The organism is Methylorubrum sp. GM97, from assembly GCF_024347855.1.
Classification (GTDB): Bacteria; Pseudomonadota; Alphaproteobacteria; order Rhizobiales; family Beijerinckiaceae; genus Methylobacterium; species Methylobacterium extorquens.
In genome coordinates this window covers 811842-835321 of the sequence record NZ_AP025942.1, presented here as the reverse complement: position 1 = coordinate 835321, position 23480 = coordinate 811842, and the positions used below count along the sequence as shown (strand labels likewise).

21 protein-coding genes are annotated in these 23480 nt (G+C 68.6%); 9 read left to right on the top strand and 12 right to left on the bottom strand.

The annotated features are described in order from the left end of the window. Positions 1-200: 200 nt before the first annotated feature. The 3 genes from MSPGM_RS04000 to MSPGM_RS03990 are packed head-to-tail and all read right to left on the bottom strand — an operon-like array spanning position 201 to position 3003. Entirely contained in the window at positions 201-1634 is a 1434-nt protein-coding gene (locus tag MSPGM_RS04000; protein ID WP_043765866.1) for a pilus assembly protein TadG-related protein, read from the bottom strand. Then, positions 1619-2452, bottom strand: a complete 834-nt coding sequence (locus tag MSPGM_RS03995; protein WP_003604856.1) for a TadE/TadG family type IV pilus assembly protein — start codon at positions 2450-2452, stop codon at positions 1619-1621. Before MSPGM_RS03995 ends, MSPGM_RS04000 begins: the two co-directional genes overlap by 16 nt. Beyond that, a complete protein-coding gene (locus MSPGM_RS03990; protein WP_041357431.1) occupies positions 2452-3003 on the bottom strand; it encodes a TadE/TadG family type IV pilus assembly protein in 552 nt (183 codons plus the stop codon). The genes MSPGM_RS03995 and MSPGM_RS03990 overlap by 1 nt, the downstream gene beginning before the upstream one ends. 277 nt (positions 3004-3280) lie before the next feature. On the opposite strand from MSPGM_RS03990, the gene MSPGM_RS03985 reads away from it, so the two are divergent. Continuing rightward, positions 3281-3937 carry a GNAT family N-acetyltransferase gene (locus tag MSPGM_RS03985; protein WP_043765862.1) on the top strand — a complete coding sequence of 219 codons (657 nt, stop codon included), beginning with the start codon at positions 3281-3283 and terminating at the stop codon, positions 3935-3937. Positions 3938-3946: 9 nt separating this feature from the next. Here the strand turns inward: MSPGM_RS03985 and MSPGM_RS03980 are convergent, their stop codons facing one another. Further along, positions 3947-4411, bottom strand: coding sequence for a YcgN family cysteine cluster protein (locus MSPGM_RS03980; RefSeq protein ID WP_003604853.1), 465 nt, complete (start codon positions 4409-4411; stop codon positions 3947-3949). 310 nt (positions 4412-4721) lie between these two features. Here MSPGM_RS03980 and MSPGM_RS03975 point away from each other — a divergent pair, with 310 nt between their 5' ends. The 4 genes from MSPGM_RS03975 (at position 4722) to MSPGM_RS03960 (ending at position 9391) form a co-directional block, all read left to right on the top strand. Beyond that, positions 4722-7004 (top strand): transglycosylase domain-containing protein, encoded by a 2283-nt coding sequence (locus tag MSPGM_RS03975; RefSeq protein WP_012752178.1) that lies wholly within the window; start codon positions 4722-4724, stop codon positions 7002-7004. 10 nt (positions 7005-7014) lie between these two features. After that, positions 7015-7758, top strand: coding sequence for a DUF1214 domain-containing protein (locus MSPGM_RS03970; RefSeq protein ID WP_003605375.1), 744 nt, complete (start codon positions 7015-7017; stop codon positions 7756-7758). After that, a complete protein-coding gene (locus MSPGM_RS03965; RefSeq protein WP_003605377.1) occupies positions 7755-8360 on the top strand; it encodes a hypothetical protein in 606 nt (201 codons plus the stop codon). The genes MSPGM_RS03970 and MSPGM_RS03965 overlap by 4 nt, the downstream gene beginning before the upstream one ends. A 545-nt stretch (positions 8361-8905) precedes the next feature. Next, on the top strand, positions 8906-9391 hold the full coding sequence (locus MSPGM_RS03960) for a MarR family winged helix-turn-helix transcriptional regulator (protein WP_003605378.1): 486 nt from the start codon (positions 8906-8908) through the stop codon (positions 9389-9391). Between the two features lie 96 nt (positions 9392-9487). On the opposite strand, the gene MSPGM_RS03955 is transcribed toward MSPGM_RS03960, so the two are convergent. Further along, positions 9488-9850 carry a c-type cytochrome gene (locus MSPGM_RS03955; RefSeq protein ID WP_003605380.1) on the bottom strand — a complete coding sequence of 121 codons (363 nt, stop codon included), beginning with the start codon at positions 9848-9850 and terminating at the stop codon, positions 9488-9490. 315 nt (positions 9851-10165) lie between these two features. Between MSPGM_RS03955 and MSPGM_RS03950 the strand changes: the two genes are divergently transcribed. From MSPGM_RS03950 to MSPGM_RS03940, 3 genes are all read left to right on the top strand, one after another. After that, the gene (locus MSPGM_RS03950; RefSeq protein WP_003605382.1) at positions 10166-11599 is read left to right on the top strand and encodes an FAD-linked oxidase C-terminal domain-containing protein; all 1434 of its coding nucleotides are present in this window, start codon (positions 10166-10168) and stop codon (positions 11597-11599) included. Between the two features lie 105 nt (positions 11600-11704). After that, complete coding sequence (locus tag MSPGM_RS03945; RefSeq protein ID WP_003605384.1) at positions 11705-11935, top strand: hypothetical protein; 231 nt, start codon at positions 11705-11707, stop codon at positions 11933-11935. Between the two features lie 14 nt (positions 11936-11949). Beyond that, positions 11950-12219, top strand: a complete 270-nt coding sequence (locus MSPGM_RS03940) for a DUF6894 family protein (RefSeq protein ID WP_003605386.1) — start codon at positions 11950-11952, stop codon at positions 12217-12219. A gap of 16 nt (positions 12220-12235) precedes the next feature. On the opposite strand, the gene MSPGM_RS03935 is transcribed toward MSPGM_RS03940, so the two are convergent. The 4 genes from MSPGM_RS03935 to MSPGM_RS03920 form a co-directional block, all read right to left on the bottom strand. After that, the gene (locus MSPGM_RS03935) at positions 12236-13042 is read right to left on the bottom strand and encodes a 23S rRNA (adenine(2030)-N(6))-methyltransferase RlmJ (RefSeq protein ID WP_003605387.1); all 807 of its coding nucleotides are present in this window, start codon (positions 13040-13042) and stop codon (positions 12236-12238) included. A 95-nt stretch (positions 13043-13137) separates the two neighbouring features. Further along, positions 13138-13812: a ribonuclease T2 family protein gene (locus MSPGM_RS03930; RefSeq protein ID WP_003605389.1), complete on the bottom strand. Its 675-nt coding sequence runs from the start codon at positions 13810-13812 to the stop codon at positions 13138-13140. 99 nt (positions 13813-13911) lie between these two features. Continuing rightward, positions 13912-14379, bottom strand: coding sequence for a hypothetical protein (locus tag MSPGM_RS03925; RefSeq protein ID WP_003605391.1), 468 nt, complete (start codon positions 14377-14379; stop codon positions 13912-13914). Positions 14380-14559: 180 nt separating this feature from the next. Next, positions 14560-15549, bottom strand: a complete 990-nt coding sequence (locus MSPGM_RS03920) for an extensin family protein (RefSeq protein WP_043766682.1) — start codon at positions 15547-15549, stop codon at positions 14560-14562. 113 nt (positions 15550-15662) lie between these two features. Between MSPGM_RS03920 and MSPGM_RS03915 the strand changes: the two genes are divergently transcribed. Next, a complete protein-coding gene (locus tag MSPGM_RS03915; protein ID WP_003603747.1) occupies positions 15663-16895 on the top strand; it encodes an amidase in 1233 nt (410 codons plus the stop codon). Between the two features lie 87 nt (positions 16896-16982). Here the strand turns inward: MSPGM_RS03915 and MSPGM_RS03910 are convergent, their stop codons facing one another. The 3 genes from MSPGM_RS03910 to MSPGM_RS03900 form a co-directional block, all read right to left on the bottom strand. Continuing rightward, a complete protein-coding gene (locus tag MSPGM_RS03910; protein ID WP_003603746.1) occupies positions 16983-20381 on the bottom strand; it encodes a GAF domain-containing protein in 3399 nt (1132 codons plus the stop codon). A gap of 180 nt (positions 20382-20561) precedes the next feature. Beyond that, entirely contained in the window at positions 20562-22757 is a 2196-nt protein-coding gene (locus MSPGM_RS03905) for a xanthine dehydrogenase family protein molybdopterin-binding subunit (RefSeq protein WP_003603745.1), read from the bottom strand. Between the two features lie 35 nt (positions 22758-22792). Then, on the bottom strand, positions 22793-23248 hold the full coding sequence (locus MSPGM_RS03900) for a (2Fe-2S)-binding protein (RefSeq protein WP_003603744.1): 456 nt from the start codon (positions 23246-23248) through the stop codon (positions 22793-22795). Positions 23249-23480 lie beyond the last annotated feature (232 nt).

Below are 23480 nucleotides of genomic sequence, written 5' to 3'. Positions count from 1 at the left end.
AGCCGGTGCTGGGCAACCCTGCAAACATCCGCCGCGATCCGAAGCGGAGGCTTCCTGACAGGGTCGATCGAGCGCGACCATGCTCGGACCTCAACACGCCGGAGCCGCTCCCCATGACTTTACCGCGGGAAGCGGCTCCAGGCCGCTCATTCTTCCATTCTCTCGTTCCGCACCACCATGCGGTTCGGCGCAGCTGTGTTTTATTGAGTGATGCGAGCGACTCTCAGTGCCTGTTTGAACATTGCGCCGAGTGAAGCGGTGATATCATCCTGGGTATTGGCCGTGTAGAAAAATCCCGGCGATGCGCATTTCCGAAGAGGATCTGCGAGGGTCGGACTGAATTGATTGACGCGGCCATTCTCCCAAACAATATAGCTGTCATTGTTGTAATTTTTTACAATGTTGTAGGGTATGTACAGAACTGAGATGGTCGCACCGGCGTTTTTGAGATCCGTGCACTTCGACGGATCGATCTGAGCGGGTTGCGAGCCGTTCCAGTCGGCGTTGGGATAGCCTGCAAATTTCGAAGGATTTCCAGAAAATGTCTTCGTATCCTTCCACGCTGAGTACGACTGGCTGTTCTGCATGCCGTCAGTGATCAGAAACACGAACGGCCTCGAGTTCGTTGAGGCGGAGCCGTTGCCGTAGGGCTTGATGGTCGACTTCATCTTCGGCAGGGCCGCCTCGAAATGAGTCCCACCGCTGCCGGTGCCGGTCTTCGGATCGTTGTTCGTGAAGAGTTGCGTGCTGCCCGTATCGAGCAGATTGGTGAAAGCGAGCGGCCAAACCTTGTCGCACTGAGCCGCCGTTCTCAGCGCGGCAAGAGACGTGGTGGTATCGGTGAGGGGCGCGAGTGTCGCCAATTGATTGATGAACGGATAGATGCCGATTCGATACTGGTTCGGCACGACCGGCGTCGAGGCCCGTTTCAGAAGTTCGCAGACCGCGTTGTTCACCGCGTCGGACCGCAACTGGATTTTTCCCGCCGCCTTGGTCCAGCCGACACTGTCTGGGAAGTGGCACGCGAATTGGCAGTTTCCCTGCTTCTCCTTGCTTTGCATGGCGAGCACTTCAGCGTCGGAATCTTTCGTCGGCAGACCCATCGAGCCCGATACGTCCACCATCAGGTAGAAATCGAGGTAGCTTGCGAGGTCGACTGAGGCATTGACCCGGTTGGTCAGGGTCGTCGCCGAAAGCCCGAAGATCCTGCCGAACGTGCTTTGAACGGTGGCCGTATAGCTGACCGTCGCATCGAGGGTTTGTCCGGTTCGTACGATCTCGAGTTGAGAAAGAGAGACCGTTGCGAACGGGACTTTGCTGGCATTGGCGTTGAAGGCCTTGAGGGCCTGGGACTCGCCCGCCTTGATGCCGGACGCCGTCACGTCGCTCTGCTGCGCGTTGGCGGCGATGAACTCCTTGGCTGTCACGACGCCCGCGAGCGCGGCGGCGTCCGCTGCGTTGTCGAGCCGCGTCTTGCTGCTGATCGCCATGCCGTAATCGACGCCGAGGCCGACGAGGCCGATGGTCGGAAGCACGGCGAGCGCGAAGAGGACGTTGATGCTGCCCTCGGCGTTCGAGGCCAGTGCCGTCGCCCGGCCCTTGAGCCGGCCTGCGCGGGTCAATAGCCGGTGCATTTGGTCGCGATCCCGTCGTTGTTGGTTGTGTCGAAGTTCACCAGCGACGCGTAGCGCGGCTGCACATAGGCCGATCGCGCGATCCGCACGGCGGGGACGAAGCCCGACCCGAAAGTCGGCGTGAAGTCGAATGCCACATCGATCACCACCAGCGATCCGGGCCCGTAGGTGGATCGCGGCAGGGTGACCCGGCTCGGCGTTGCGTCGTCATCGGCCGGCAGTTGCGGCGTATCGCAAGGACGGTAATTGGCGCCGCCGGGCTGAGCTGTGCCGGTGGTCGTCCAGACCACGTTGGCATTGTAGCAGGGGCTCAGGTCGGTGCTGGTGTCGGAATTGTTCTGGCAGGCGGTGTTCTTCGCCTTGAACTGGATGCTGGCATAATTGATCGAGATGTTCTCCCACCACGACCGGCCCTGCCGCTTGGCATCCTTCATCACGTAGGGAAACAGCACGAGGGTGGCGTCGTAGCTGAAATGCAGGTCGGTGGCGTTGACCCGGGCGACGGTCGAGGTGTCCGGCGGCACCGATTGCGAGATCATCTGGCTGATCGAGTGCGCGACGAGTTCAACCTTGCGAGTCGCGTTGACGTAGGCGACCACTTGGGTGCCCGCGAACAGGATCAGCAGCAGCGTGGGCAGGATCAGGGCGAACTCGATCGCGGCCACCGCGCCCTCCGCGGCACGGAAGCGTTCCGCCTGCGCCCCGAGGCCGGCGCGGACGTGTCGGAGCGCCGCCAGCGCCCGGAGGGCGGGGGTGCTCTCCGGTGCCGCGCCGCGCCGCGCGGCGGGAAGGGGCGTGCGGGGGGAGCCGTCCGCCATCAGTACTGCTCGTTGCGAAAAGCCGCAGCCGAGACCGCGAGATAAGCCGGCTTGCCCTTGTAGGTCGCGCCGCCGCTCAACCAGTATGAAATCTGCGGAGGTAGGAACGTGATCGGGTAGATGACCTGCAGATACTGGTAGTCTCCCCGGCTTCCGAGATTGAATTGCCCTGACCCGGTGGCCAGATTGGCGACGGTCACGCCGCTCAAGTCGGAGGAGACGTAGGCGTAGTACCCGCTGGGTTGGCCTGCCTTGGGCACGACGTAGAGATTGACGATAAGGTTGTCGCAAGAAAGCGTCGCGGGCAGGTATCCGCAGAGGGTTTGCTTGAAACCCTCCAGCGTTGCCGCACTCGATTGAGACTGAAGGCCCCCCGTCAGGATCTGGCGTGAGGCCCGTATCGTCGCGTTGTCGAGGGTCTGATTGATATACCCGACCAGTGCGGACGCCATCACGAAAAGCAGTGTAAGGATAAACGCTGCTCCGACGAGGGCGAACTCGACGGCCACCGATCCTTCCTCGTTGCTGATGTAATTCGATTCTCGCCGCATGGATTCAGGGTATCCGTCAGCATTTAAATAAAAGGTAACAGGATATCAGAAATCCGGGCCTTTGCCGGCGAAGATCGATGCGATCCTTCTGTCACCTCCGGTTGCAGGCCTGGAAGAAGCGGACAGACCAGCCATGCGGGCTCACGCGGAGATTCAGCACTTTGCTGCATTGCGGTAAGCCGAAAGCCGCGCCAAATTGGCTCTGTCCGTGCCGGAGAGGGAGGCCGCGCGGGCAAATCGCCGACCCGGTGCGCCGCAAGAGTTCTTCACCTCCCCGATGTCCCTCTCAACCTTTTCCGACGATCGTCCCTCAGGCCGCCCCCTCGGCGCGATACGGGGCCGACCGAGTCTGCGCCGCCTCTGGCCGAGCGATGGGCCAGCGGTGCACGCCTTCTTCCTGCGCCTCGATCCGGAAACCCGTGCGAGTCGCTTCATGGCCGCGGTCGGTGACCGGACGGCCGCGGCCTATGCGGCGCAGGCGATGGTCGCGCCCGGCCTGATCGTCGGCGTCTTCGTGGATGGCACCCTGCGGGCGATCGGCGAATTGCGCCCGTTCGGCCCTGGGCAGGCGGACGCCCGGCGGGCAGAGGCCGCACTGACGGTGGAGCGGGGGTTTCGGCGGGCCGGCCTCGGGTTGAAACTGCTGCGGCGTCTGGCCGAGGCCGCCCGCAATCGCGGCCTCGTCGAGCTTCGCCTGCGCTGCCTGCCCCACAACGTCGCGATGCGGCGGCTGGTCGCGGGACTCGGCGCCGAGCTGCGCCTGAGTGAGGGCGAGAGCGAGGGAGCGATCCGTCTCCCGCAGCCGACGCCGCTTTCCTTGTGGCGGGAGGGGATCGAGGCGGCCCTCGATTTCAACCTCGCCGTGGTGACCCTGCCGCGATCTCGGTCGCTACCCTTGCCGTGCCTGCCGCCGTTTCTCGCGCGTGCAGCCTGAAATGCCCGCTCAGGCGGCTTCGTCCGGCCATGCGACGATGCGCTCGACCAATTCGTCCTCGGCAAACTCCTCCTCGTTGCCGGCGACGCGCCCGCGCACGGAGATGCCGGCATCGTGGACGCTGGCCCGGCGGCCGGTCTTCAGCGGGTGCCACGCCGGCAGGTCGCGGCCCTCCCGCACGAGGCGGTAGGCGCAGGTCGGCGGCAGCCAGGGGATCGTGCGCACCGCCTCCGGCGTCAGCTGCACGCAATCCGGCACGCGCTTGGCACGGTTGCGGTAGTCGCGGCAGCGGCAGGTATGGGTGTCGAGCAGCGTGCAGCCGACATCGGTGTGGTGGATCTCGCCGGTGTCGTCGTCCTCGAGCTTGAGCAGGCAGCAGCGGCCACAGCCGTCGCACAGGCTCTCCCACTCCGCCGGGCTCATCGCTTCGAGCGTCTTCACGCGCCAGAACGGCCCTTCGCTGCGCTCGGCCATATCTGGCGCCTCGCTCGCTTTCCATCGTATCGTTTCGGGACAAGGTGCCCCTCCTGCCGCATGCCGCCGCCAGGAGCAAGCGGGACCGGACGATCCGCCATCCGCCCGCCGGATTCGGCTGCCACAGGCTTCTTAAGGTTAATGCGCGGTAAGTGGTCCGCCGGGGGACGGTGGCCCGCCGTTCGCGTTCCTTAACGGAAGCGAAAGCTCGCGGGCCGGCGCGTGTCCTGATACAGAACGTATCGGATAATCGTTGCCCGGGCTTTCTCTACGCCGACCCGGACAACGTCGAAAGAAACCGGAAGCCGCCTTGCGCCTGCCCCGCCTCAAGACGCTGACGACGCGGATCAGCCGCGCGGCCCTGGCCTTCGATGCCTGGGTCAATGCGAGCCTGTACGAGGGCGGCCATTCCACGACAGAAGCCTACGAGCGCTTCCAGGCGCGGATGCAGGTCTTCTCGGTCCGCGGCTGGAAGCGCTACGCCCTCGACCTCACCAGCGAGGGTGTGACCATCGGCACGGCGGGCGCCCTGCTGCTGCTGTTCCTGGCTCAGCCCGCCTTCAACCTCACCAGCGACAACTGGCTGAAGGCCCAGGATCTCGCCGTCACCTTCCTCGACCGCTACGGCACCGAGGTCGGACGCCGCGGCATCAAGCACGACGACTCGCTGAAGTTCGACGACTTTCCCGAACTGATGATCAAGGCGCTGCTCTCGACCGAGGACCGGCGCTTCTACGAGCATTGGGGCATCGATCCGATCGGCACCTCCCGCGCGCTCGTCTCGAATTCCTCCGGCAAGGGCAACGTGCAGGGTGGCTCCACCCTGACGCAGCAGCTCGCCAAGAACCTGTTCTTGACCAACGAGCGCTCGCTTGAGCGCAAGGTCAACGAGGCGTTCCTCGCCTTCTGGCTCGAAGCGCACCTGACCAAGAACCAGATTCTCAAGCTCTATCTCGACCGTGCCTATATGGGCGGCGGCACCTTCGGCGCGGTAGCGGCGGCGGATTACTATTTCGGCAAGCGGCTGCAGGACATCACGCTGGCGGAAGCCGCGATGCTCGCCGGCCTGTTCAAGGCGCCGACCAAATACTCGCCCAACGTCAACCTGCCCGCCGCCCGCGGCCGGGCGGTGGACGTGCTGCACAACATGGTCGAGGCAGGCTTCGTCACGGAAGGCCAGATCCAGACGGCGTTGCGCAACCCCGCGACCCCGGTGACCCGCACCAAGGACATCACCGCCGACTACTACCTCGATTGGGCCTTCAACGAGGTGAAGCGGATGGCCGATGCGGGCAAGCTCCGCAACGACCGCGTGCTCACGGTGAAGACGCCGCTCGACCTCTCGATCCAGCGCTCCGCCGACCAAGCGGTCGAGAACATGCTGCGGCGGCTGGGCGACCAGTACGACGTGGACGAGGCCGGCGTGGTGATCCTCGATCCCGACGGGGCGCTGCGTGCCATGGTTGGCGGTGCCGATTACGGCGAGAGCCAGTTCAACCGCGCCACCGATGCGCTGCGCCAGCCGGGCTCCTCGTTCAAGCCCTATGTCTACGCTGCAGCACTCGCTTCGGGCCTGTTCAAGCCGGACACGCAGGTGGTGGATTCGCCGGTCTGCGTCGGCAATTGGTGCCCGCAGAATTACGGCCGCTCCTATTCCGGGCGCCAGCCGATGTGGCTCGCGGTGGCCAAATCGGTCAACACGATCCCGATCAAGGTCACCACGGCCATCGGCAAGGGGCTCGGCATCACCCACGACTGGAAGGCGGCGAAGGCCGGCCGCGAGAAGATCATTCAGCTCGCGAAAGCGATGGGCGTGACGACGCCGCTGACCGATACGCCCTCGCTGCCGATCGGCGCTACCGAGGTGACGGTAATGGATCAAGCGGCCGGCTTTGCCGTGTTCGCCAACGGGGGCAAGGTCGCCAAGCCCTACGTCGCCAGCGAGGTGCGCAATTCCAGCGGCGAGGTGATCTACCGCCACGCCGACGAGAAGCCGGTGCAGGTGCTGTCGTCCCAGGTGACGGCCGACATGAACTACATGCTCAACAAGGTCGTCGAGGAGGGCACCGCGCGAAAGGCCCAGATCGAGGGCGTGAAGGTCGCGGGCAAGACCGGCACGACCAATGGCTACCGCGACGCGTGGTTCGTCGGCTACACCGGCAACTATGTCGGCGCCGTCTGGTACGGTAACGACGACCACAGCCCGACCAACAAGATGACCGGCGGTTCGCTCCCCGCGATGACGTGGCACGAGATCATGGCCCCTGCCCATCAGGGCATCGAATTGAAGCCGATGCCCGGCCTGAACGATCGCCGGAGCGCGCCGCAGGCCGCCCAGGCGCAGGCCGACGGCGCGGCGGCCGCCGCCAGCACCGGCGGCCGGCTCTCGCGCCGTTCCTTCGAGGTATTGTCAGGCCTCAACGGCCTGTTCCGCAACGTCGAGACCAACCGCTCCGCCGCCAAAAGCGAGCCCGGCAAGAGCGATCCGGCGCGCTCCGGCGCCGTCGCCCCCGATCGGATGCGGGCGCCCGGCCTCGTGCCCGTCGATGTCGCCGAGGGCGCGCGCGCCTCCGGCGGCTTCGGGACGCCCTGAGGCCGACCCCATGGCCCTGTCGAGTGGAGTCGGCCCGGCGGCCGGAACATCTCTGCGTGAGGATGCGGGCGCCGAGCCGTCCGGGCGCTTGCCCAAACAACTATCCACGCGGCGGCCCAAGCGGCTACCCAAGCACCTGGGTCGCCTCGCGCGGGGCGCCGCCTCGCGCAGCTCGCGCGTCGGGCTGTTCGTCTACGCGCTCACCCTCGGCGGTCTCCTGGGCCTCGCCAGTGCCGATTACGCCACCAGCGGCGGCTATCCCTTCGGCGGGACGGCGATCGGAAGCTGGACGGCGTGGCCGCGGGCGGGCTCGCTCGATTCCGACCCCTATGCGCGCGCCGTCAACGCCCGGCGCAGCGACATTCCCCTCGCGGTCGGGGAGGGCATGCTGCTGACCGCTGCCAGCGACGATGACGGGCGGACGCTGGACGCCGCCTGCAGCTATCGCCTTGCGGGCGTGACGCCTCCGGCCCGCGCCTGGACCCTCACCGTGACCGGCCGTGGCGCGCTGGCGCCGGGTCAGGAGCCGGTGCGGACGGGCTTTACCTCGACCGAGATCCTGCGCGAGACCGACGGCCGCTTCGCGATCCTGCTGAGCCCCGAGGTCCAGCCCGGAAACTGGCTGCCGATGCCGCGGCCGAGGGGGCCGGTGCGGCTGGCGCTGCGCCTCTACGACACGCCGGTGGCCGCGAGCGTCGGCTCGCTCGACCGGGATACCCTGCCGGTGATCGAGCGCACGGGGTGCGGGTCATGAGCCGCAGCGCCTTCTGGCTCGCCACTGCCTGCGGCCTCGTCATCGCCGGCATCGTCCACATCGCCACGGTTCTGGCGATTCCGCGTTTCTCGGAGGGCGATGCCTTCACGCGCGCCCGGGCGAGCGAGACGCTCGACCACCCCTTGCGCATCCACGGCCTTGCGGGCGCGCCCGCGGCGAACGGCGAATGGCTGCCCAATCCCGATCCGGCGGTCTCGGTCGGCGTGTGCTCCTACGACCTCGACGACGGGCCGATGCGGGTCTCGGCCCAGGCCGGCTCGCTGATGCTGTCGGTCTCGATGCACAGCCGCCGGGGCGCCTTCTACGCGGTGACCGATCAGGCGGCGGTGCGCGGCGGGCTCGATCTCGTGGTGATGACCCGCGCCCAGTTCGACGAGGCACTGGCCAACGACGTGGCCGGCGAGGTGACGCGCGACGTGCGCATCGTTGCCCCCGCCCGGCGCGGCTTCGCGGTGGTCCGCGTGATCGCCGCGCTGCCGAGCGAGCGCGCGGTAGCCGATGCGGCGGTGCAGGCAGTGTCCTGCACCATCGACAGCCCGGCCGAGCCGACGGGAGAGGAGCCGGGGAAGGGCAAGAGCTAAGGGCAGAACTGAAGAGGCAGGGGCTGAACGCCTCCGCTCCGCTGCCCCGAGCGCCGGTGCCGTCTTGGCCGTCCACAGCGATTGCAGGCGCGTGGGGCCGACCGCCCGAAGGATCGCCGCCCCTGGCCGCCGGTTCACCCGATCCCGCTTCGGCCCACGGACGCGTGGGTCGTTCTTCGAGGAACGGGCGGATTATTTCCGCCGCAGCGGCTTTCGCGAGCGCCGCGTCCATGCGGGTGACCGTGAAAGCCATGCGCGTGGTTCGATTGTACCCACGACGATTTTTCTTTAGGGTCTGAGTCTTAGGTCTGTCGCAGGGATTCCACCGCGCGGCTGCCATTGGCCGGGACGCGGATCGCGCGAGAGCGCAGGGGCCCAAGGGGCTGCTGCCTTTTCACGCAGGCCTCTCATCCGATGGCGGCGGCGGATCGCGGGGCGGCCCAATGATTCGCGGAGGCGGCTCGCCGTCCCCATATCCGTCGGTGCCGAACCTGTCTGCGGGTTTGAAACGCCAGTGCGCCGTGGGCGCACCGAGGAAGAGTGTCATGAGTCAAACGGGCCGCGATGACCCGCAATCCCTGGACAGCCAACTCTGCTTTGCCGTCTACGCGGCGGCGCATGCCTTCGGTCGCGCCTATCGCAGCCTCTTGGCCCATCACGAGCTGACTTACCCGCAATATCTCGTGCTGCTGGTGCTGTGGGAGGAGGAGGGGCTCTCGGTCAAGGAGATCGGCAGCCGCCTTTTCCTCGATTCCGGCACGCTCACGCCGCTGCTCAAGCGCCTGGAGGCCTCGGGCCATGTCCGCCGCGCCCGCGACCGGCCGGACGAGCGCCAGGTCAGCATCTTCCTCACGGACAAGGGGCGTGGGCTCAAGGGCAAGATGGACTGCCTGCCGCACACGGTGGGCGGCATGACCGGGATGACCCTCGATGAGCGGCGCGCGCTCCTCGACAACCTCGCTTCCATGCGCGACGAGCTGCATGCTCGTGCCGGCAGCACCGAATTGCCGGCGGCGAACGCGTCTCGCTGACGCACCCGCCGGTCACTCAGGGATTTGAAACGAAGAAAGCCGCCCCGAGGGGCGGCTTTCCTGTTTGGTCCGATCGAATTTCGGAGGCGCGGAGCCTCAGGACTTCGTCTTGAGGTAGGCGATGATGTCGTCGACCTTCTTCGGGTCCTTGATGCCGGGGAAGACCATCTTGGTGCCGGGCACCTTCTTCTTCGGATCGGCAAGCCACTCCTTGAGGTTGGCTTCGTCCCAGGTGAGGCCGGACTTCTTCAGCGCGTCGGAGAAGGCGTAGCCGTCGGCACCCTCACCGGCCTTCGCGCCGACGACACCCTTCAGGGTCGGGCCGACGCCGTTCTTCTCGAAATTGTGGCAGGCCTTGCAGGGCGCGAACGCCTTCTCGCCGGCGGCGGCATCGCCCTCGGCATGGGCGGCGACAGGCAGAAGCAGCGCGAGGGCGGCGCCGAGGATGAGATGACGCATCGTTGTTTTCCTCCTTGAACGGCCGAAGCCGGCCTGCTTATGGCAGAGCTTTTAGCCTTAGAACAGATATAGACTATGCCGGGCACGCGTCCAGCCGAGGTGACTTCACGAAGACGCTTCCGGTCCTTTCGGTGGCTGCATGGGTCGGTGGGAACCGCCGTGCGTCTCGGGAGACTTTCCGTTAGAATGCGCGTCCGACGTCGTCCGGGCTGAACCTGAACTGCGGCGGCTGAAGCGGGGCTGAAGGCCCTGCACGGCGCTGTGGATCGCCGGAACGAAGACGTAAAAAACAAATCTCTGGAGGAGATGCCGGCCATGTCGATCGCCTTCCCCGCGCCGGATGCAGATGTCGTCGCCCGCCGCGAGGCGATCATCGAGGGGCTGTCCGCGCTGGTGGCGCCGGAGTCTCTGGTGACGACGGAGGACGAGCGCCGCGCCTTCGAGACCGACGGGCTCACCGCCTACCGCAAAATGCCGCTCGCCGTGGTGCTGCCCTCCACGACCCGCGAGGTCTCGGCGGTGATGGCCTTCTGCCACGCCAACGGCGTACGGGTGGTGCCGCGCGGCGCCGGCACGTCGCTGGCCGGCGGTGCCATCGCCCAGGAGGATGCGATCATCCTCGGGGTGGGCAAGATGACGCGCATCCTCGATCTCGATTTCGCCAATCGTATCGCCTGGGTCGAGGCCGGCATCACCAACCTCGCGATCTCCGGGGCGGTGGCGCATGAGGGCTTCTTCTACGCCCCCGACCCGTCGAGCCAGCTCGCCTGCACCATCGCCGGCAACATCGCCATGAATTCCGGCGGCGCGCATTGCCTGAAATACGGCGTGACCACCAACAACCTCATGGGCGTGACGCTCGTGACCAACGACGGCACCGTGGTCGAGCTCGGCGGCGAGCATCTCGATTCCGGCGGCTACGACCTGCTCGGCCTGATCTGCGGCTCGGAAGGCCAGCTCGGCATCGTCACCGAGGCCACCGTTCGCATCCTGCGCGCCGCGGAAGGCGCGCGCCCGGCCCTGGTCGGCTTCTCCTCGGTCGAGGATGCCGGCGCCTGCACCGCGGCGATCATCGCGGCGGGCATCATCCCCGTCGCCATCGAGTACATGGACCGCGAGGCGATCCTGATCACCGACGACTTCGCTAAGGCCGGCTACCCGCGCGACGCCGCCGCGATGCTGATCATCGAGGTCGAAGGCTCGGACGAGGAATGCACGGACATGCTGGCGCGCATCGAGGCGATCGCCGCCGGGTTCAACCCGACCAGCATCCGCGTCTCGAAATCGGAAGCCGAATCCGCCGCGATCTGGAAGGGCCGGAAATCCGCCTTCGGCGCCACCGGGCGCATCTCCGACTACATCTGCATGGATGGCACGATCCCAACCGGCCAGCTCGGCCATGTGCTGGAGCGGATCGAGGCGATCTGCGCCGAGCAGGGGCTTCGCGTCGCCAACGTGTTCCATGCCGGCGACGGCAACCTGCACCCGCTGATCCTGTTCGACATCAACAAGCCCGGCGAGTTGCAGAAGGCCGAGGCCGCGGGCGACGCGATCCTCAAGCTCTGCGTCGAGGTTGGCGGCTGCCTCACCGGCGAGCACGGCGTCGGGATCGAGAAGCGCGAGCTGATGCGCTTCCAGTACACGCAGGACGACCTCGAACAGCAGATGCGCGTGCGCAACGTGTTCGATCCGGCCTGGCTGATGAACCCGGCTAAGGTGTTCCCGCTCGAGGGCCGGATCGCGGCCTGACCGGCCCGCGGAACGGATGCGGTCGCGGCCGGTTGGCGTCTCACCCGCTTCGCATCGGCCTGCGATGATCGCGCCGGGACGATGCGCCAACCAGAGGCTCACGTGATGAAACATCCGATTCTGACCGCTGCCGCCCTCGCTCTCGGCGCGGCCGCTCTGGCCGGCCCGGTCGAGGCCAAGGGCTGCCTCAAGGGCGCCGTCGTCGGCGGCGCGGCGGGCAGCATGGCCGGCCACGGCAAGGCCGGTGCCGCTGCCGGTTGCGCCATCGGCCACCACGAGGCTAACAAAAAGGACAAGTCCGGCGGTCAGAGCCCACAGCAGGGCTCCGCAAAGTAAGGCTGTCCTCCCCGGTGCCACGCTACTTCTTCCACACCCGCATCGGCGCCGACGCCCTCACCGACGACGAGGGCGTGGAGCTGCGCGATCCCGATCAGGCCTGGCGTGTGGCGCGGGCGACGATCCGCGCCAGCCTGGAGGAAGAGGGCAGCGATCCGCGTCTGGTCACAGCAATCCTCGTCGTCACCGACGAGGCCGGGGAGGTCGTCCTGGAATTCCCCTTTGCCGAGGCGATCCCCGAACCGGGTGCCGAGCCCGAGCCGGGGGAGGGGACACTGCATTGAGGGCGGGGCGGGTGTTCTACTCCGCCGGCCCGAGCCGCTCGCTGCGGAAGGCACCGTAGCCGCTGCGGGCCAGCCGCTCGGCCAGAGCTGGCATGAACAATTCCGCTTCCGCCGCCAGGGTCCAGGGCGGGTTGATGACCACGAGGCCGGTGCCGGTCAGGCGTGTCGGATCGTCGGGCCGTTCGATCATCAGATCGAGGCGCAATGCGGGCCGCTCCAGACCCGCATCGAGTGCCGCCGCCATGCGATCGACCCCGGACACGTCCTTGATCGGATACCAGCCGAGATAGATCCCGGTCGGCCATTTCCGCACGGCCTTCAGCAAGTGAGCGCCCAAACGGTCGATCTCGCCGCGCTCCTCGTAGGGCGGATCGATCAGCACGAGGCCGCGGCGCTCCGGCGGCGGGATCAGGGCGTTGAGCGCGGTCCAGCCGTCGAGATGCATCACCTTCGTGCGGGAATCGCTGGCGTAGCGCTGGGCCAGCGTCTGCGCGTCGGCCGGATGCAACTCCACGAAGACGCCCTTGTCGCCGGCCCGCAGGGCTTCGCGGATGATCGCGGGCGAACCGGGATAGGTGGTGGCACCAAACCGCGCCCGCACCGCCGCAACCGCCTCGCGGTAGGGCGCGAGCAGGGCCTCGACCTCGGGCGCGAACGGCACGTCGAGCCGGCCGAAGCCATCGTGCCACTCGCCCGTGCGCCCGGCCTCGTCCGCCTCAAGGTCGTAGACGCCGAGGCCCGCATGGGTGTCGATGGCGCGGAACGGTTTGTCCTTGGCCCGGAGATGGACGAGCACGCGGGTCAGCACGAGGTGCTTGAGCACATCCGCGAAATTGCCGGCGTGGAAGGCGTGACGGTAGTTCAGGGTATGGTCCCCACTGAGTGAGGCCTGCGCTTATCAGGAAAGCCGTGCTCGCGTCACCGCGCCGCGTCGACCGACACCTCGCCGGCCCGGCAGTTCTGGCGCGCCACCTCGGGGCAGGGGGTGAAGCCGCGCAGATCCTTCGAGAAGCAGATCCGCACCTCCTGCAACTGTCCGCGGCGGCAGGTCACCGACATCATGTCCGGGCGCAGGCCCTTGTTGGCCATCACGAACTGGCGGGCGATCTCGATCGGGGCGGCGCGCAGGCTCGCATCCGGCTTCGCGAAGGCTTCGGGGATCGTCACCGCCTCGCGCGCCGTCTTCACCGCCTTGAAGTAGGCGAGGGGATCGAGGCCGGAGCAGGTGCCGTGGGTGCGCCACTCGTGGCGGGCCAGCCCCTCGCTCGGCATGATCTCGCCCGCAGCCTCGACCGCGTTGCGGGTTAACGGGCGCTCCACCGCCGAGCAGTTCGAGGGAAAGCCGCGCTCGTATTGCGGCCACAGCCCGTGCACCACGAAGCCGAGTCCGCGGCCCGGGGCGCATTGCCCGTTCCGGTCGCGGCGCGCACCCTCGCCATCGCAGTAGGTCGGCGACCACGACAGCGACAGCACGTAGAAGTCGAAACTGCCGGGCTCTCCGCCGCGGCGGAACCCGCCGAAATCCTGCGCGCCCGCACCGGAGGCCAGGGTCAGCCCGAGGGCCAGGGCGACGAGGGGGCGGAGGCGGGGCATGGACGGGACTCGGGGGCGGCAGGACGCCTCAGGACGATGCCGGGCGCGGCCTGCAAGTCAAGCTTGCATCCGCGCCCTGCTGCCAGTTTCCCGCCCCGATCAGGGCCGCGCCATCCGGCAGGCGGTGGCGTAGGCGTAGGCGTTGTTGCGGTCGAGGCCGTGGACGCAGAAATCAACGCCCCAGGTCGAGCCGATGATGCCGAGGCTCTCGCGCACCGAGTAATCGACCTTGCGCCGCACCCCGTCCGACGTGGTGGCGAGGGCCGAGCAGAAGCGGCGCGGGATGAAGTCGACGCCGTAGGGGCGCCACGCCGTGCGCTCGATCCGCTCGTAGGAGACGATCGTCAGCGACGAGTTCCAGAACTTCGCCTCCTTCTCGGCGAACTGGGTCGAGACCTTCTCCAGAACGTCGGCGTCCTGGCAGCCGGGAATGTCGGCGTCGTAGGGGAAGGTCTGCTCCTCGGCCGGCGAGATTTCCTCGCGGCCGGAGCGAGCGTGCGCCGGCAGCACGGACGAGGCCGTGACGAGGCCGAGCGCCAGGACGGCGAGGGGAAGGTTCGGGCGCATGCCGCTCAGATCCGCCAGTTGAGGGTGCCGTCGCACGACGCAGGCCCGTTCAGGGCTTGGCGCAGCGGGCACCGGATGGGCGAAAGACGATGCGCTGCGCTTGGCTCAAGTCAAGCTTCGACCGGGCGCACGCGCTGCTTTTGGTCCGGGCTGGGGTGCGCCGGGCACACCCCTGAAGGATTAATAGATTGGCTCGTCCGAACCGTGATCCGAGGCATGGGGCGCGGCCAGCGAGAGCGGCGCGTAGGCCGCGTCATGCGCCGGAACCGGGGAGCGGGGCCGGCTCGGGGCCGGAGCGGCGGCATAGGCCGTCGGCGCCGGGGCGGCCGGCGCGCGAGCGACGCGCGTGCCGGTCGTGCGCGAGGAGGTCGGCGCGACACCGTAGGGATCGTCCTCTTCGACGTCGATCGGGGCCTGGGTCGGAACGGTCTGACGCGTGGGCGGGCGGGGCGAGGCCAGCGGCCGCGGCGAGCCGTCGGCGAGGTTGAGCTGCGACTCGAACTTCAGCAGCGGCTTGCAGATGCGCTTCAGGCCGCGCGGGTCGTGCATCGCCAGATCGACGTGGATGTGGTCGTAGTGGAACACGTTGGAACCCGGCGCCAGCACGGTCGAGAACCGAGCGCAGGCGCCCACGAACACCTCGCGCAGGAAGGCCTGCTCGGCCTCGGTGCCGCGCCAGCCACCCTTGACGGTGATGACGTGCCCGTCGGCGAGCGTGAAGGACATGATGTCGAGCGCGTTGCCGAACGAATGCTCGGAGAGCTTGGCACCGGCTTGGTTGTTGCGGCCGCGGCAGGAATAGGTGCCCGCGTTGATCTCGGCCACCGGCACGCCGAAATAGAGGTTGGCGGCGGGCTGGATCGTGTCGGCGAGCCACGCCTCGGCCTCGGCGAGCGCCGGGCAGGCCAGCGTCATGCGCTGCTTGAGCGCCACCGTGCCGCCACCGAGCCGGGTCACCTTGAACGGCTGCTGCATACCGCAGGGGCCGGGGCCGTCGATCTCCTTGGCGAGCGAGACATAGGCCGTCGGCTGCACGAGCTTGCGCGCGATGCACATCTGTTCGGCCTGGTCGCGCCATGCTTCCCGGCGCTCGAACCGGTTGATCGCACAGCCCGTGAGCCCCGCGCCGAACAGCACCAGAGCCGAGAACGCTAACGCTTTACGCCACATGGACGCGACGATGCGCACCGTCCCGTAAACGAGCCGCTAACGATGCGCGATCGGATCCGCCCCCATGTGGAGCGCTGTTGACAGATTCGACACGGACCGTGACTCGGATGGGCATGATCTCGCTTCTCGACATCCGCGCCCGTGTCGCGGACGGTACCCTCTCGGCCGCGGACGCGATTCAGACGGCGCGCGAGCGGATCGCCGCGCGCGACCCCGCCATCGGCGCCGTGCTGCGCACCGCGCCCGAGGCCCCAGCGCCCGAGAGCGGGCCGCTCGCCGGCATCGCGGTGGGGATCAAGGACATCATCGACACCGCCGACATGGCGACCGAGTCCGGCTCGGAGATCTATTCCGGCTGGCGACCGAGGGCCGACGCGGCGATCGTGTCGCGGCTGCGCGCGCTCGGCGCCGTGCCCCTCGCCAAGACCGCGACCACGGCCTTTGCCGGCCTCGACCCCGCCGCCACCGTGAACCCGCACGATCCCGGCCATACGCCGGGCGGCTCCTCCTCGGGCTCGGCCGCGGCAATCGCCGCCGGGATGCTGCCCCTGGCGCTCGGCACCCAGACCGGCGGCTCGGTGATCCGCCCGGCCGCCTTCTGCGGGATCGCGGCGATCAAGCCGTCGTTCCGGCTGCTGCCGACGGTCGGGGTCAAGACCTTCTCCTGGGCGCTCGACACGGTCGGCCTGTTCGGCGCTTCCGTCGCCGACATCGCCCACGCGCTCGCGCTGATCGCGGACCGGCCCGGCATCGAGGCGCCCGCCCCGGAGCACCCGCGCCTCGCCCTCTGCCTTCAGGATTTCGCGGGGAGCGCCGATGCGGACGCGCTCGCGGCGCTCGATCACGCGGCCCGTGCCGCCGAGCGGGCCGGAGCGGTTCTGCGCGATCTCGTCCCGCCGGAACCCTTCGCACGCGCCTGGGCCGCGCACCCGACCGTGCAGGATTTTGAGGCGCGCCAAGCGCTCGCCTGGGAATATGCCGAACACCGGGAGGCCTTGCCGCCGGTTCTGCGCGGCCAGCTCGACCGGGCGCAGGATCTCAGCGCCGCCGATTACGACGCCGCCCGCCGCGAGGCGCACCGGGCGCGTCGCCTGCTCAAGGAGCTGTTCGCGGATGTCGATGCGATCCTGACGGTGTCCAGCGTCGGTCGCGCGCCTAAGGGGCTCGGCTCGACCGGGGATGCGCGCTTCAACCGCCTCTGGACCCTGATGGGCGTACCCTGCGTCACCGTTCCGGTGCCGGGCGACGGGCTGCCGCTCGGCGTGCAGGTGATCGCCCGGTTCGGCGACGACGGACGGGCGCTCGCCGTCGCGCGGATGATCGAGGGGGCGCTGGCGCGGGCATAGAGCCTCGTCCCGAGCGGCTTTGTCCTGCGGCGCTCAGGGCCGAACGGAAAATGGGGCCTCGCCAGAGCCGTAGCCGACCCCCGTGCGTCAGGCCGGCGTCTCTCGGTCCTTGGTTTGACGCGCCGCCTTGCGCCGTTCCGTGAGCGGCAGGTCGATGGAGCAGTGCAGAGCGGTCTCGCTCAGCTCGTAGCGCGTGCGCGCGTCGAGGGCGTAGGGCAGCGCCTTCTCGATCAACTCGCGCCCGTAGCCGCGCCGTTGCGCGGCGCCCTCCTCGCGCGGGCGCTCGATCTCCGTCTCGCTCCAATGCAGGGCGAGCCGCATCCGGTCGTCCTCGGTATAGGTGCGCCACGTCACGCTCAGCCGCCCCGTGTCTCCGGAGAGCGCGCCGTATTTGCGGGCGTTAGTGGCGAGTTCGTGCAGGGCCAGCGCGAAGGTCTGCACCGTCGCCTTGCGCAGCCGCACGGACGGGCCGTCGAGATAGATGCGGTGGGACGCCTCCCAGGCGCCGAGGGCGTCGAGTTCCGTGGCGATGAGCGCGTGCAGGGTGATCGGCTCGATGGTCGAGCGGGAGAGCAGGCCTTGCACCCGCGAGAGCACCGCGAGCCGGTCGTAGAACCGCGCGCGGAACATCGGCATGGAATCGCTTCGGGCCATGGTCTGCTCGGCCAGCGAGCGCACCACCGTGATGAGGTTGCGCGTGCGGTGCTGCAACTCGGCCACCATCACGCCCTGCTGCTCCTGCAGCTGCCGCAGGTCGTCGATGTCGGTCGAGGTGCCCAGCCATTCGACGATGTCGCTGCCCTCGCGCAGCGGCAGGGCGCGCGACTGGAACCAGCGATACCGGCCCTCGGGGGCGTGACGGATTCGGTAATCGACGGCCAGCACCTCGGCCGCGGCGGCGCCGCTCCAGGCATTCTGAGCCCGGTCACGATCCTCGGGGTGAACCGCGTCGAGCCAGCCGAAGCCGCGGCTCTCGGCCTCGGTCTGGCCGGTGTAGCGGCACCATTGCGGGCTCGCCCAGCTCCACGCGCCGCCATCGCCCGCCCGCCAGACGAGCTGGGGGATGCCTTCGACCAGGGCGCGCTGCCGGGCTTCGCTCGTGCGCAGCTCCGTTTCGGCCTGCGCCCGCTCGGCCGCCTCCCAGGTCCGCGCGGCCACCTCCTCGATCAGGGTCGTCTCGGAGCGCGTCCACGTCCGGGGCTCGCGATGGGTCAGGTAGAGGACGGTGCGGACCCGGCCGTCGCGGACCAGCGGCACCGCCACGAAGCTGCCCACGGCGCCCTGTCGCCAGACGCCGGGGGCTGCCACGGCCGCGGCATCGTCCACGATGATCGTCTCGCCGTTCCGCAGCCGATCGAGAACCGCCCGGCCGAAGGCCGTGATGGGCAGGGGGCCGAGCCGAGCCTCGGACTCGGCGTGATAGCCGACCTGACGCTCGATCTGCTTCCCGTCCGCGGAGAGGCGCGCGTAGCCGACCCGTCCGGCGCCCAGATGGCGCCCCAGCGCCTCGACCACGGTCTGAAGGGCGGCCTGCGGGTCGGTCTGGTCCTGAAGCCGGTCGGCGAGGTCGAGAAGGAAGGCCTGTCGTGCCTCCTCCGCCCGCAGGCTCTGGGCGGCGATGTGCTGGTCGTGGATGTCCGTGGCGGCGCCGATCCAGCGCGTGATCCGCCCTTCCGCGTCCCGTGCCGGGGCGTGGCGGATCAGGAACCACCGAAAGGGGCCGTCGCGGCGGCGGATGCGCTGCTGCCGCTCCACCGGCCGGCCGGTGGTGAAGGCTTCGGTGAAGATGCGCTTCGTCTCCTCCCGCTCGTCGGTCGGGATGGTGGCCAGCCAACCGCCGTTCTGGACCTCGTCTTGCGTCTGGCCGGTATAGGCGCCCCATTGCTGGTTCACGACGATGACCTTGCCCTCGGGATCGCAGTTCCAGAGCAGGCTCGGCACGAGTTCGGCGAGGGTCCGGAAGCGCTCCTCGCTCTCGCGCAGGGTGTCGGCCGTGCGCTTGCTCAGCAGGGCCTGGAGGATGGCCGGAGCGAGAGCCTCGGCGGCCTCGAGATCCTCCGACCGGTATCCGCCCGCGCGGTTGCCGAGCCCGATCATGCCGATGGTCTGTCCGTTCCGCTTCAGCGGGACGCCGAGAAAGGCCTGCAGGCTCGGGTGGCCCGCCGGAGTCCCGATCCGGTCCGGGTGCGAGCCGGGATCGTTGGCGATGAGGCTTTTCCCGTCGCGCAGCACGCGGCCGTAGAGACCGTGGATCTTGAGCCCTTTCGGGCCGACGCCCTTGGAAAAAGCGGAGTTCTCCATCGCGAAGTGCTGCCAGCCGCGATCGCTGATGGAGAGTTCGTCGAACCGGTCGTTCTCGTGATCGACCTCCCCCATGAAGCTGAAGGCGCTCTGCGTCACATCCTCCGCGACCGCGAGGCAGACGCGGCCGAGCTCCTCTTCTGTGGGAGCGGTCAACGCCTCACGGAAGATGCGGTTGATCCCTTCGAGCACCGCGTTCTTGCGCCGGATGTCCGCCTCCGCCCGGCCGCGCTCGACCGCCGACCAGATCCGCTCCGCCACCTCCCGCAGCAATCCCAGGTCGGCCCCCGTCCAATCGCGTGGAGTCGAGTGGGTGACGCAGAGCGCGCCGACCAGGCTGCCGTTCTTGACGAGCGGTGCGCCCATGCAGGCGGCGATCTGCAGGGCGGCGAAGGCGGGACGGCTCGCCTCCGGAACCGAGGCCTGTGTGTCGGCCAGGACGTGGCACTCCCCGCGGCCGAGGATCTCGGCGGACCATGCGAAGTCCGCGAGCCTGTGCTCGCCGGCGATCGAGGGCGCATCGCCGCGAACGTGGTCCCACGCGATCCGGATGATCCCGGCGGCTTCGTCGGCGGTCGCGTAGTAGCAACGGTCCACATCCAGCCGCTCGCCCACCAGCCGGCATGCCGCGCTCTGGATCGCCTCCGGATCGGTCAGTGAGCGCACCGCATCGCTCAGTGCCAGGAGGAAGGCCTGCCGCTCCTCGCGATCGCGCAGGGCCGTCTCGGCGACTTTGCGCTCGGTGACGTCGTCGTAGAGGATCAGCAGGCGGTCGTTCGCCTGCGGGTAGACGGAGACCTCGAACCAGCGCCCCATCGGCGTGTCCGTGTGCTCCAGCCGCGCCGGCAGGCCCGTCGCGGCGATGCGGTCGTAGGTCTCGACCCACCAGAGATCGAGGTCGGGCACCACTTCGCGTCCCGTCCGCCCGCGTGCTTCCGCGGCCGGCAGACCGACCAGCCGCTCGAAGGAGGGATTCAGCTCGATGTAGCGGAAATCGACGGCCCGGCCCTGCTCGTCGCGCACGAATTCGAGTTCGCAGAAACCCTGCCCCATGGTCTGGAACAGGGTGCGGTACTTCTCTTCGCTCGCCCGAAGCGCCGCTTCGGCCCAATCGAATTCAAGGATCCGTTGCGCCGTTGCGTCGCGATTCGACGGCCACCCGGGCGGGTCTGTTCTTTGGCCCATCCTGCGCCCTGCTGCGGCCCGATGGGCATCACCTAATCGACAGGTTGTCGATTTTGTAAAGCACGCTTGCGTTGTGGAGGCCTACCTCGCCGAGATGTGTACGGTGCGCGATATGTACGGGGCCCGGCCCGCCGCTCCGTCGGTCCCGGTCCGGAACCGGTGGAGCGGAGGCCCCGCGGCTTACGCGCCGCGCAGGCTCGACAGGTCGAGCGGGAGCGAGCGCAGGCGTTGGCCCGTCGCGGCGAAGACCGCGTTGGCGATGGCCGGCGCCAGCACCGGCACGCCGGGCTCGCCGATCCCGGTGGGAGCGACCTCGGAGGGCACGATGTGGACATCGACCCGCGGCATCTCGGAGATGCGCGTCGGCTGGTAGCTGTCGAAGTTCCTCTCCTGCACCACGCCGTCCTTGAGGGTGATGCGGTTGCGCAGCACCGCCGACAGGGCGAAGCCCACCGCACCCTCGACCTGGGCGCGCACCACGTCCGGGTTCACGGCGATGCCGACATCGACCGCCGCCACGATCCGGTTGACCTTCACGCCGGACTCGCCCGCCGTGACGTCGGCCACCATCGCGACGTAGGAGCCGAAGGATTCGTGCACCGCTACGCCGAGGCCGCGGCCCTTTTCGGAGGGTTTTCCGCCCCAGCCGGCCTGCTCGGCGGCGAGCTTCAGCACGCCCGACAGGCGCGGCGCGCGGGTCAGCAGCGACAGCCGGTAGGCGACCGGATCGGACCCCGCGGCATGGGCCAGCTCGTCGATGAACACCTCCATGACGTGGGCGGTGTGGGTGTGGCCGACCGAGCGCCACCACAGGACCGGCACGCCCTCGCGGGCGTTGTGCACCTCGAAGCGGTAGGCCGGGAGCGCGTAGGGCGTGTCGGAGGCGCCCTCGACGGTGGTGGAGTCGATCCCGTTCTTGACGAGCATCGCCTCGAAGGGCGAGCCGATCATGATCGACTTGCCGACCATGGTGTGGCGCCAGCCGGTGATCTGGCCCTTCTCGTTCAGGCCTGCCTTGACCGTGTGGTGGACCTGCGGGCGGTAATAGCCGGCCGCCATGTCGTCCTCGCGGGTCCAGACAAGGTGGACCGGCGCCTTGCCGTCCCAGGCCTTCACGATCGCGGCGGCTTCGGCGAAGTAGTCGGCGCCCGGCGTCGCCCGCCGGCCGAACGAACCGCCGGCCCATTGGGTGTGCAGCCGGACCCGGTCGGTCGTGACGCCCAGCGTCGCCGCCACCACCGCCTGCTCGATCGTCTGGATCTGGCAGCCGGCATAGACGTCGAAGCTGCCGTCCGCCGCGCGCTCGATCGTGGCGTTCAGGGGCTCCATCGCGGCATGGGCCAGGTAGGGGAAGGAGAATTCCGCCTCCAGCACTTTGGCCGAGCCCTTGATGGCGCCATCGGCGTCGCCCGCCTGCGAGGCGACGAGACCGGAGGTCTTGGCCGTCTCGCGGTACTCGGCGAGGATCGCGTCCGAGGAGCGGGTCTCGGCGGCGGAATCGTCCCAGGTAATCTTCAGGGCCTCGCGGGCCTTCATCGCGGTCCAGGTGTCGCGGGCGATCACCGCCACGCCGGTCGGGATCGTGACGATGCCGACGACGCCGGGCATGCCTTGCGCGGCCTCCGCATCCACCGACTTCACCGTGGCGCCGAAGCGCGGCGGGTGGGCGACGAGCGCCGTGACCTGACCGGGGCGGCGGATGTCGAGGGAGTAGATCGCGGTGCCGTCGGTCTTCGCCGCGGAATCGATGCGCGGCACGCGCCCGCCGATCAGCGTCCACTCGGCCGGCGTCTTGAGGCGGGGCTCCTGCGGCACCGGCTTGGCGGCGGCGGCCTCCGCGAACTCGCCGAAGCGGGCCTGCTTGCCCGACTTGTGGCTGATAACGCCCTTGGCGACGGTGATCTCACCCGCCGGTACGCCCCACTTGTCGGCCGCGGCGGCGACCAGCATGGCGCGGGCGGCCGCACCCGCCTTGCGGAGCTGGAACCAGGAATTGGCGATCGCCGTCGAGCCGCCGGTGCCTTGGACAGGACCCATCAGCAGGTTGGCGTAGAGCTTGGCGTCGGCGGGGGCGAAGGCGACGCGCATCTGCCCCCAATCCGCGTCGAGTTCGTCGGCGAGGATGGTGGTGAGCCCGGTCGTGTTGCCCTGGCCCATATCGAGATGCTTGATCATCACCGTGACGGTGTCGTCGGCGGCGATCCGCACGAAGGCGTTCGGCTGAGCGGGTGCCTTCGACAGCGCGTCCGAGGCTTCCGCGGCGCGGGCACCCTTCAGGTCGAGGCGGAAGGCGAGCAGCATGGCACCCGCCGCCGCGCCGCCGAGGAAGGCGCGCCGCGAGGGGATGGGCGCATCAGTCAGATCTAGCTTGAGCATGCCGGGCTCCAAATCTTGATAGGCTGCGGGGCGGCTCAAGCGAGCGTGCGGGCGGCTTCGTGGATGGCGGCGCGGATGCGCTGGTAGGTGCCGCAGCGGCAGACATTGCCGTCCATGGCGCCGTCGATATCCGTGTCGCTGGGCTTCGGGTTCTCGGTGAGCAGGCCGATGGCCGACATGATCTGGCCGGACTGGCAGTAGCCGCACTGCACCACGTCGAGGCCGCGCCACGCCGCCTTGACGGCATCGGCCACCTTGCCCTCGACGCCCTCGATCGTGGTGATCTTGGCCTCGCCGACATCGCCGATGCGGGTCTGGCAGGCGCGCACCGGCTGGCCGTCCATGTGCACGGTGCAGGCGCCGCACTGGGCGATGCCGCAGCCATACTTGGTCCCGGTCATGTCGAGGCGGTCGCGGATCACCCAGAGCAGGGGCATGTCGGGGTCGGCATCGACCTCCCGGGCCACGCCGTTCAGGTTGAGGGTCAGCATGGGCGCTCTCCGAGAGGAAGCTGTCGCACGAAGCGCCCAGGCTCAGGGCCGCCAACGGGCCGCGAGATGCGCTTCGGCACCGTCACTTGGTGTCGGCACCTGGAGTGTCGGCACTTGGAATCGTTCCGAGTTTGATCCTGTCCGCTCGTTCCCGATGTGCGCGAGCGCACTCCGATAAGGATGAGACGTTTCCGCCTCTGGATCTGCGCAATTCGCCGGATCGTCGAAGCCG

What these genes read in the sequence shown, in the direction of transcription:
- MSPGM_RS03945 (WP_003605384.1), top strand. Translation starts at nt 11,705, where the DNA reads ATGAAACATCCGATTCTGACCGCTGCCGCCCTCGCTCTCGGCGCGGCC.
- MSPGM_RS03990 (WP_041357431.1), bottom strand. Translation starts at nt 3,003, where the DNA reads ATGCGGCGAGAATCGAATTACATCAGCAACGAGGAAGGATCGGTGGCC.
- MSPGM_RS03995 (WP_003604856.1), bottom strand. Translation starts at nt 2,452, where the DNA reads ATGGCGGACGGCTCCCCCCGCACGCCCCTTCCCGCCGCGCGGCGCGGC.
- MSPGM_RS03950 (WP_003605382.1), top strand. Translation starts at nt 10,166, where the DNA reads ATGTCGATCGCCTTCCCCGCGCCGGATGCAGATGTCGTCGCCCGCCGC.
- MSPGM_RS03955 (WP_003605380.1), bottom strand. Translation starts at nt 9,850, where the DNA reads ATGCGTCATCTCATCCTCGGCGCCGCCCTCGCGCTGCTTCTGCCTGTC.
- MSPGM_RS03900 (WP_003603744.1), bottom strand. Translation starts at nt 23,248, where the DNA reads ATGCTGACCCTCAACCTGAACGGCGTGGCCCGGGAGGTCGATGCCGAC.
- MSPGM_RS03920 (WP_043766682.1), bottom strand. Translation starts at nt 15,549, where the DNA reads ATGTGGCGTAAAGCGTTAGCGTTCTCGGCTCTGGTGCTGTTCGGCGCG.
- MSPGM_RS03960 (WP_003605378.1), top strand. Translation starts at nt 8,906, where the DNA reads ATGAGTCAAACGGGCCGCGATGACCCGCAATCCCTGGACAGCCAACTC.
- MSPGM_RS03985 (WP_043765862.1), top strand. Translation starts at nt 3,281, where the DNA reads ATGTCCCTCTCAACCTTTTCCGACGATCGTCCCTCAGGCCGCCCCCTC.
- MSPGM_RS03970 (WP_003605375.1), top strand. Translation starts at nt 7,015, where the DNA reads ATGGCCCTGTCGAGTGGAGTCGGCCCGGCGGCCGGAACATCTCTGCGT.
- MSPGM_RS03915 (WP_003603747.1), top strand. Translation starts at nt 15,663, where the DNA reads ATGATCTCGCTTCTCGACATCCGCGCCCGTGTCGCGGACGGTACCCTC.
- MSPGM_RS03980 (WP_003604853.1), bottom strand. Translation starts at nt 4,411, where the DNA reads ATGGCCGAGCGCAGCGAAGGGCCGTTCTGGCGCGTGAAGACGCTCGAA.
- MSPGM_RS04000 (WP_043765866.1), bottom strand. Translation starts at nt 1,634, where the DNA reads ATGCACCGGCTATTGACCCGCGCAGGCCGGCTCAAGGGCCGGGCGACG.
- MSPGM_RS03910 (WP_003603746.1), bottom strand. Translation starts at nt 20,381, where the DNA reads ATGGGCCAAAGAACAGACCCGCCCGGGTGGCCGTCGAATCGCGACGCA.
- MSPGM_RS03930 (WP_003605389.1), bottom strand. Translation starts at nt 13,812, where the DNA reads ATGCCCCGCCTCCGCCCCCTCGTCGCCCTGGCCCTCGGGCTGACCCTG.
- MSPGM_RS03965 (WP_003605377.1), top strand. Translation starts at nt 7,755, where the DNA reads ATGAGCCGCAGCGCCTTCTGGCTCGCCACTGCCTGCGGCCTCGTCATC.
- MSPGM_RS03905 (WP_003603745.1), bottom strand. Translation starts at nt 22,757, where the DNA reads ATGCTCAAGCTAGATCTGACTGATGCGCCCATCCCCTCGCGGCGCGCC.
- MSPGM_RS03925 (WP_003605391.1), bottom strand. Translation starts at nt 14,379, where the DNA reads ATGCGCCCGAACCTTCCCCTCGCCGTCCTGGCGCTCGGCCTCGTCACG.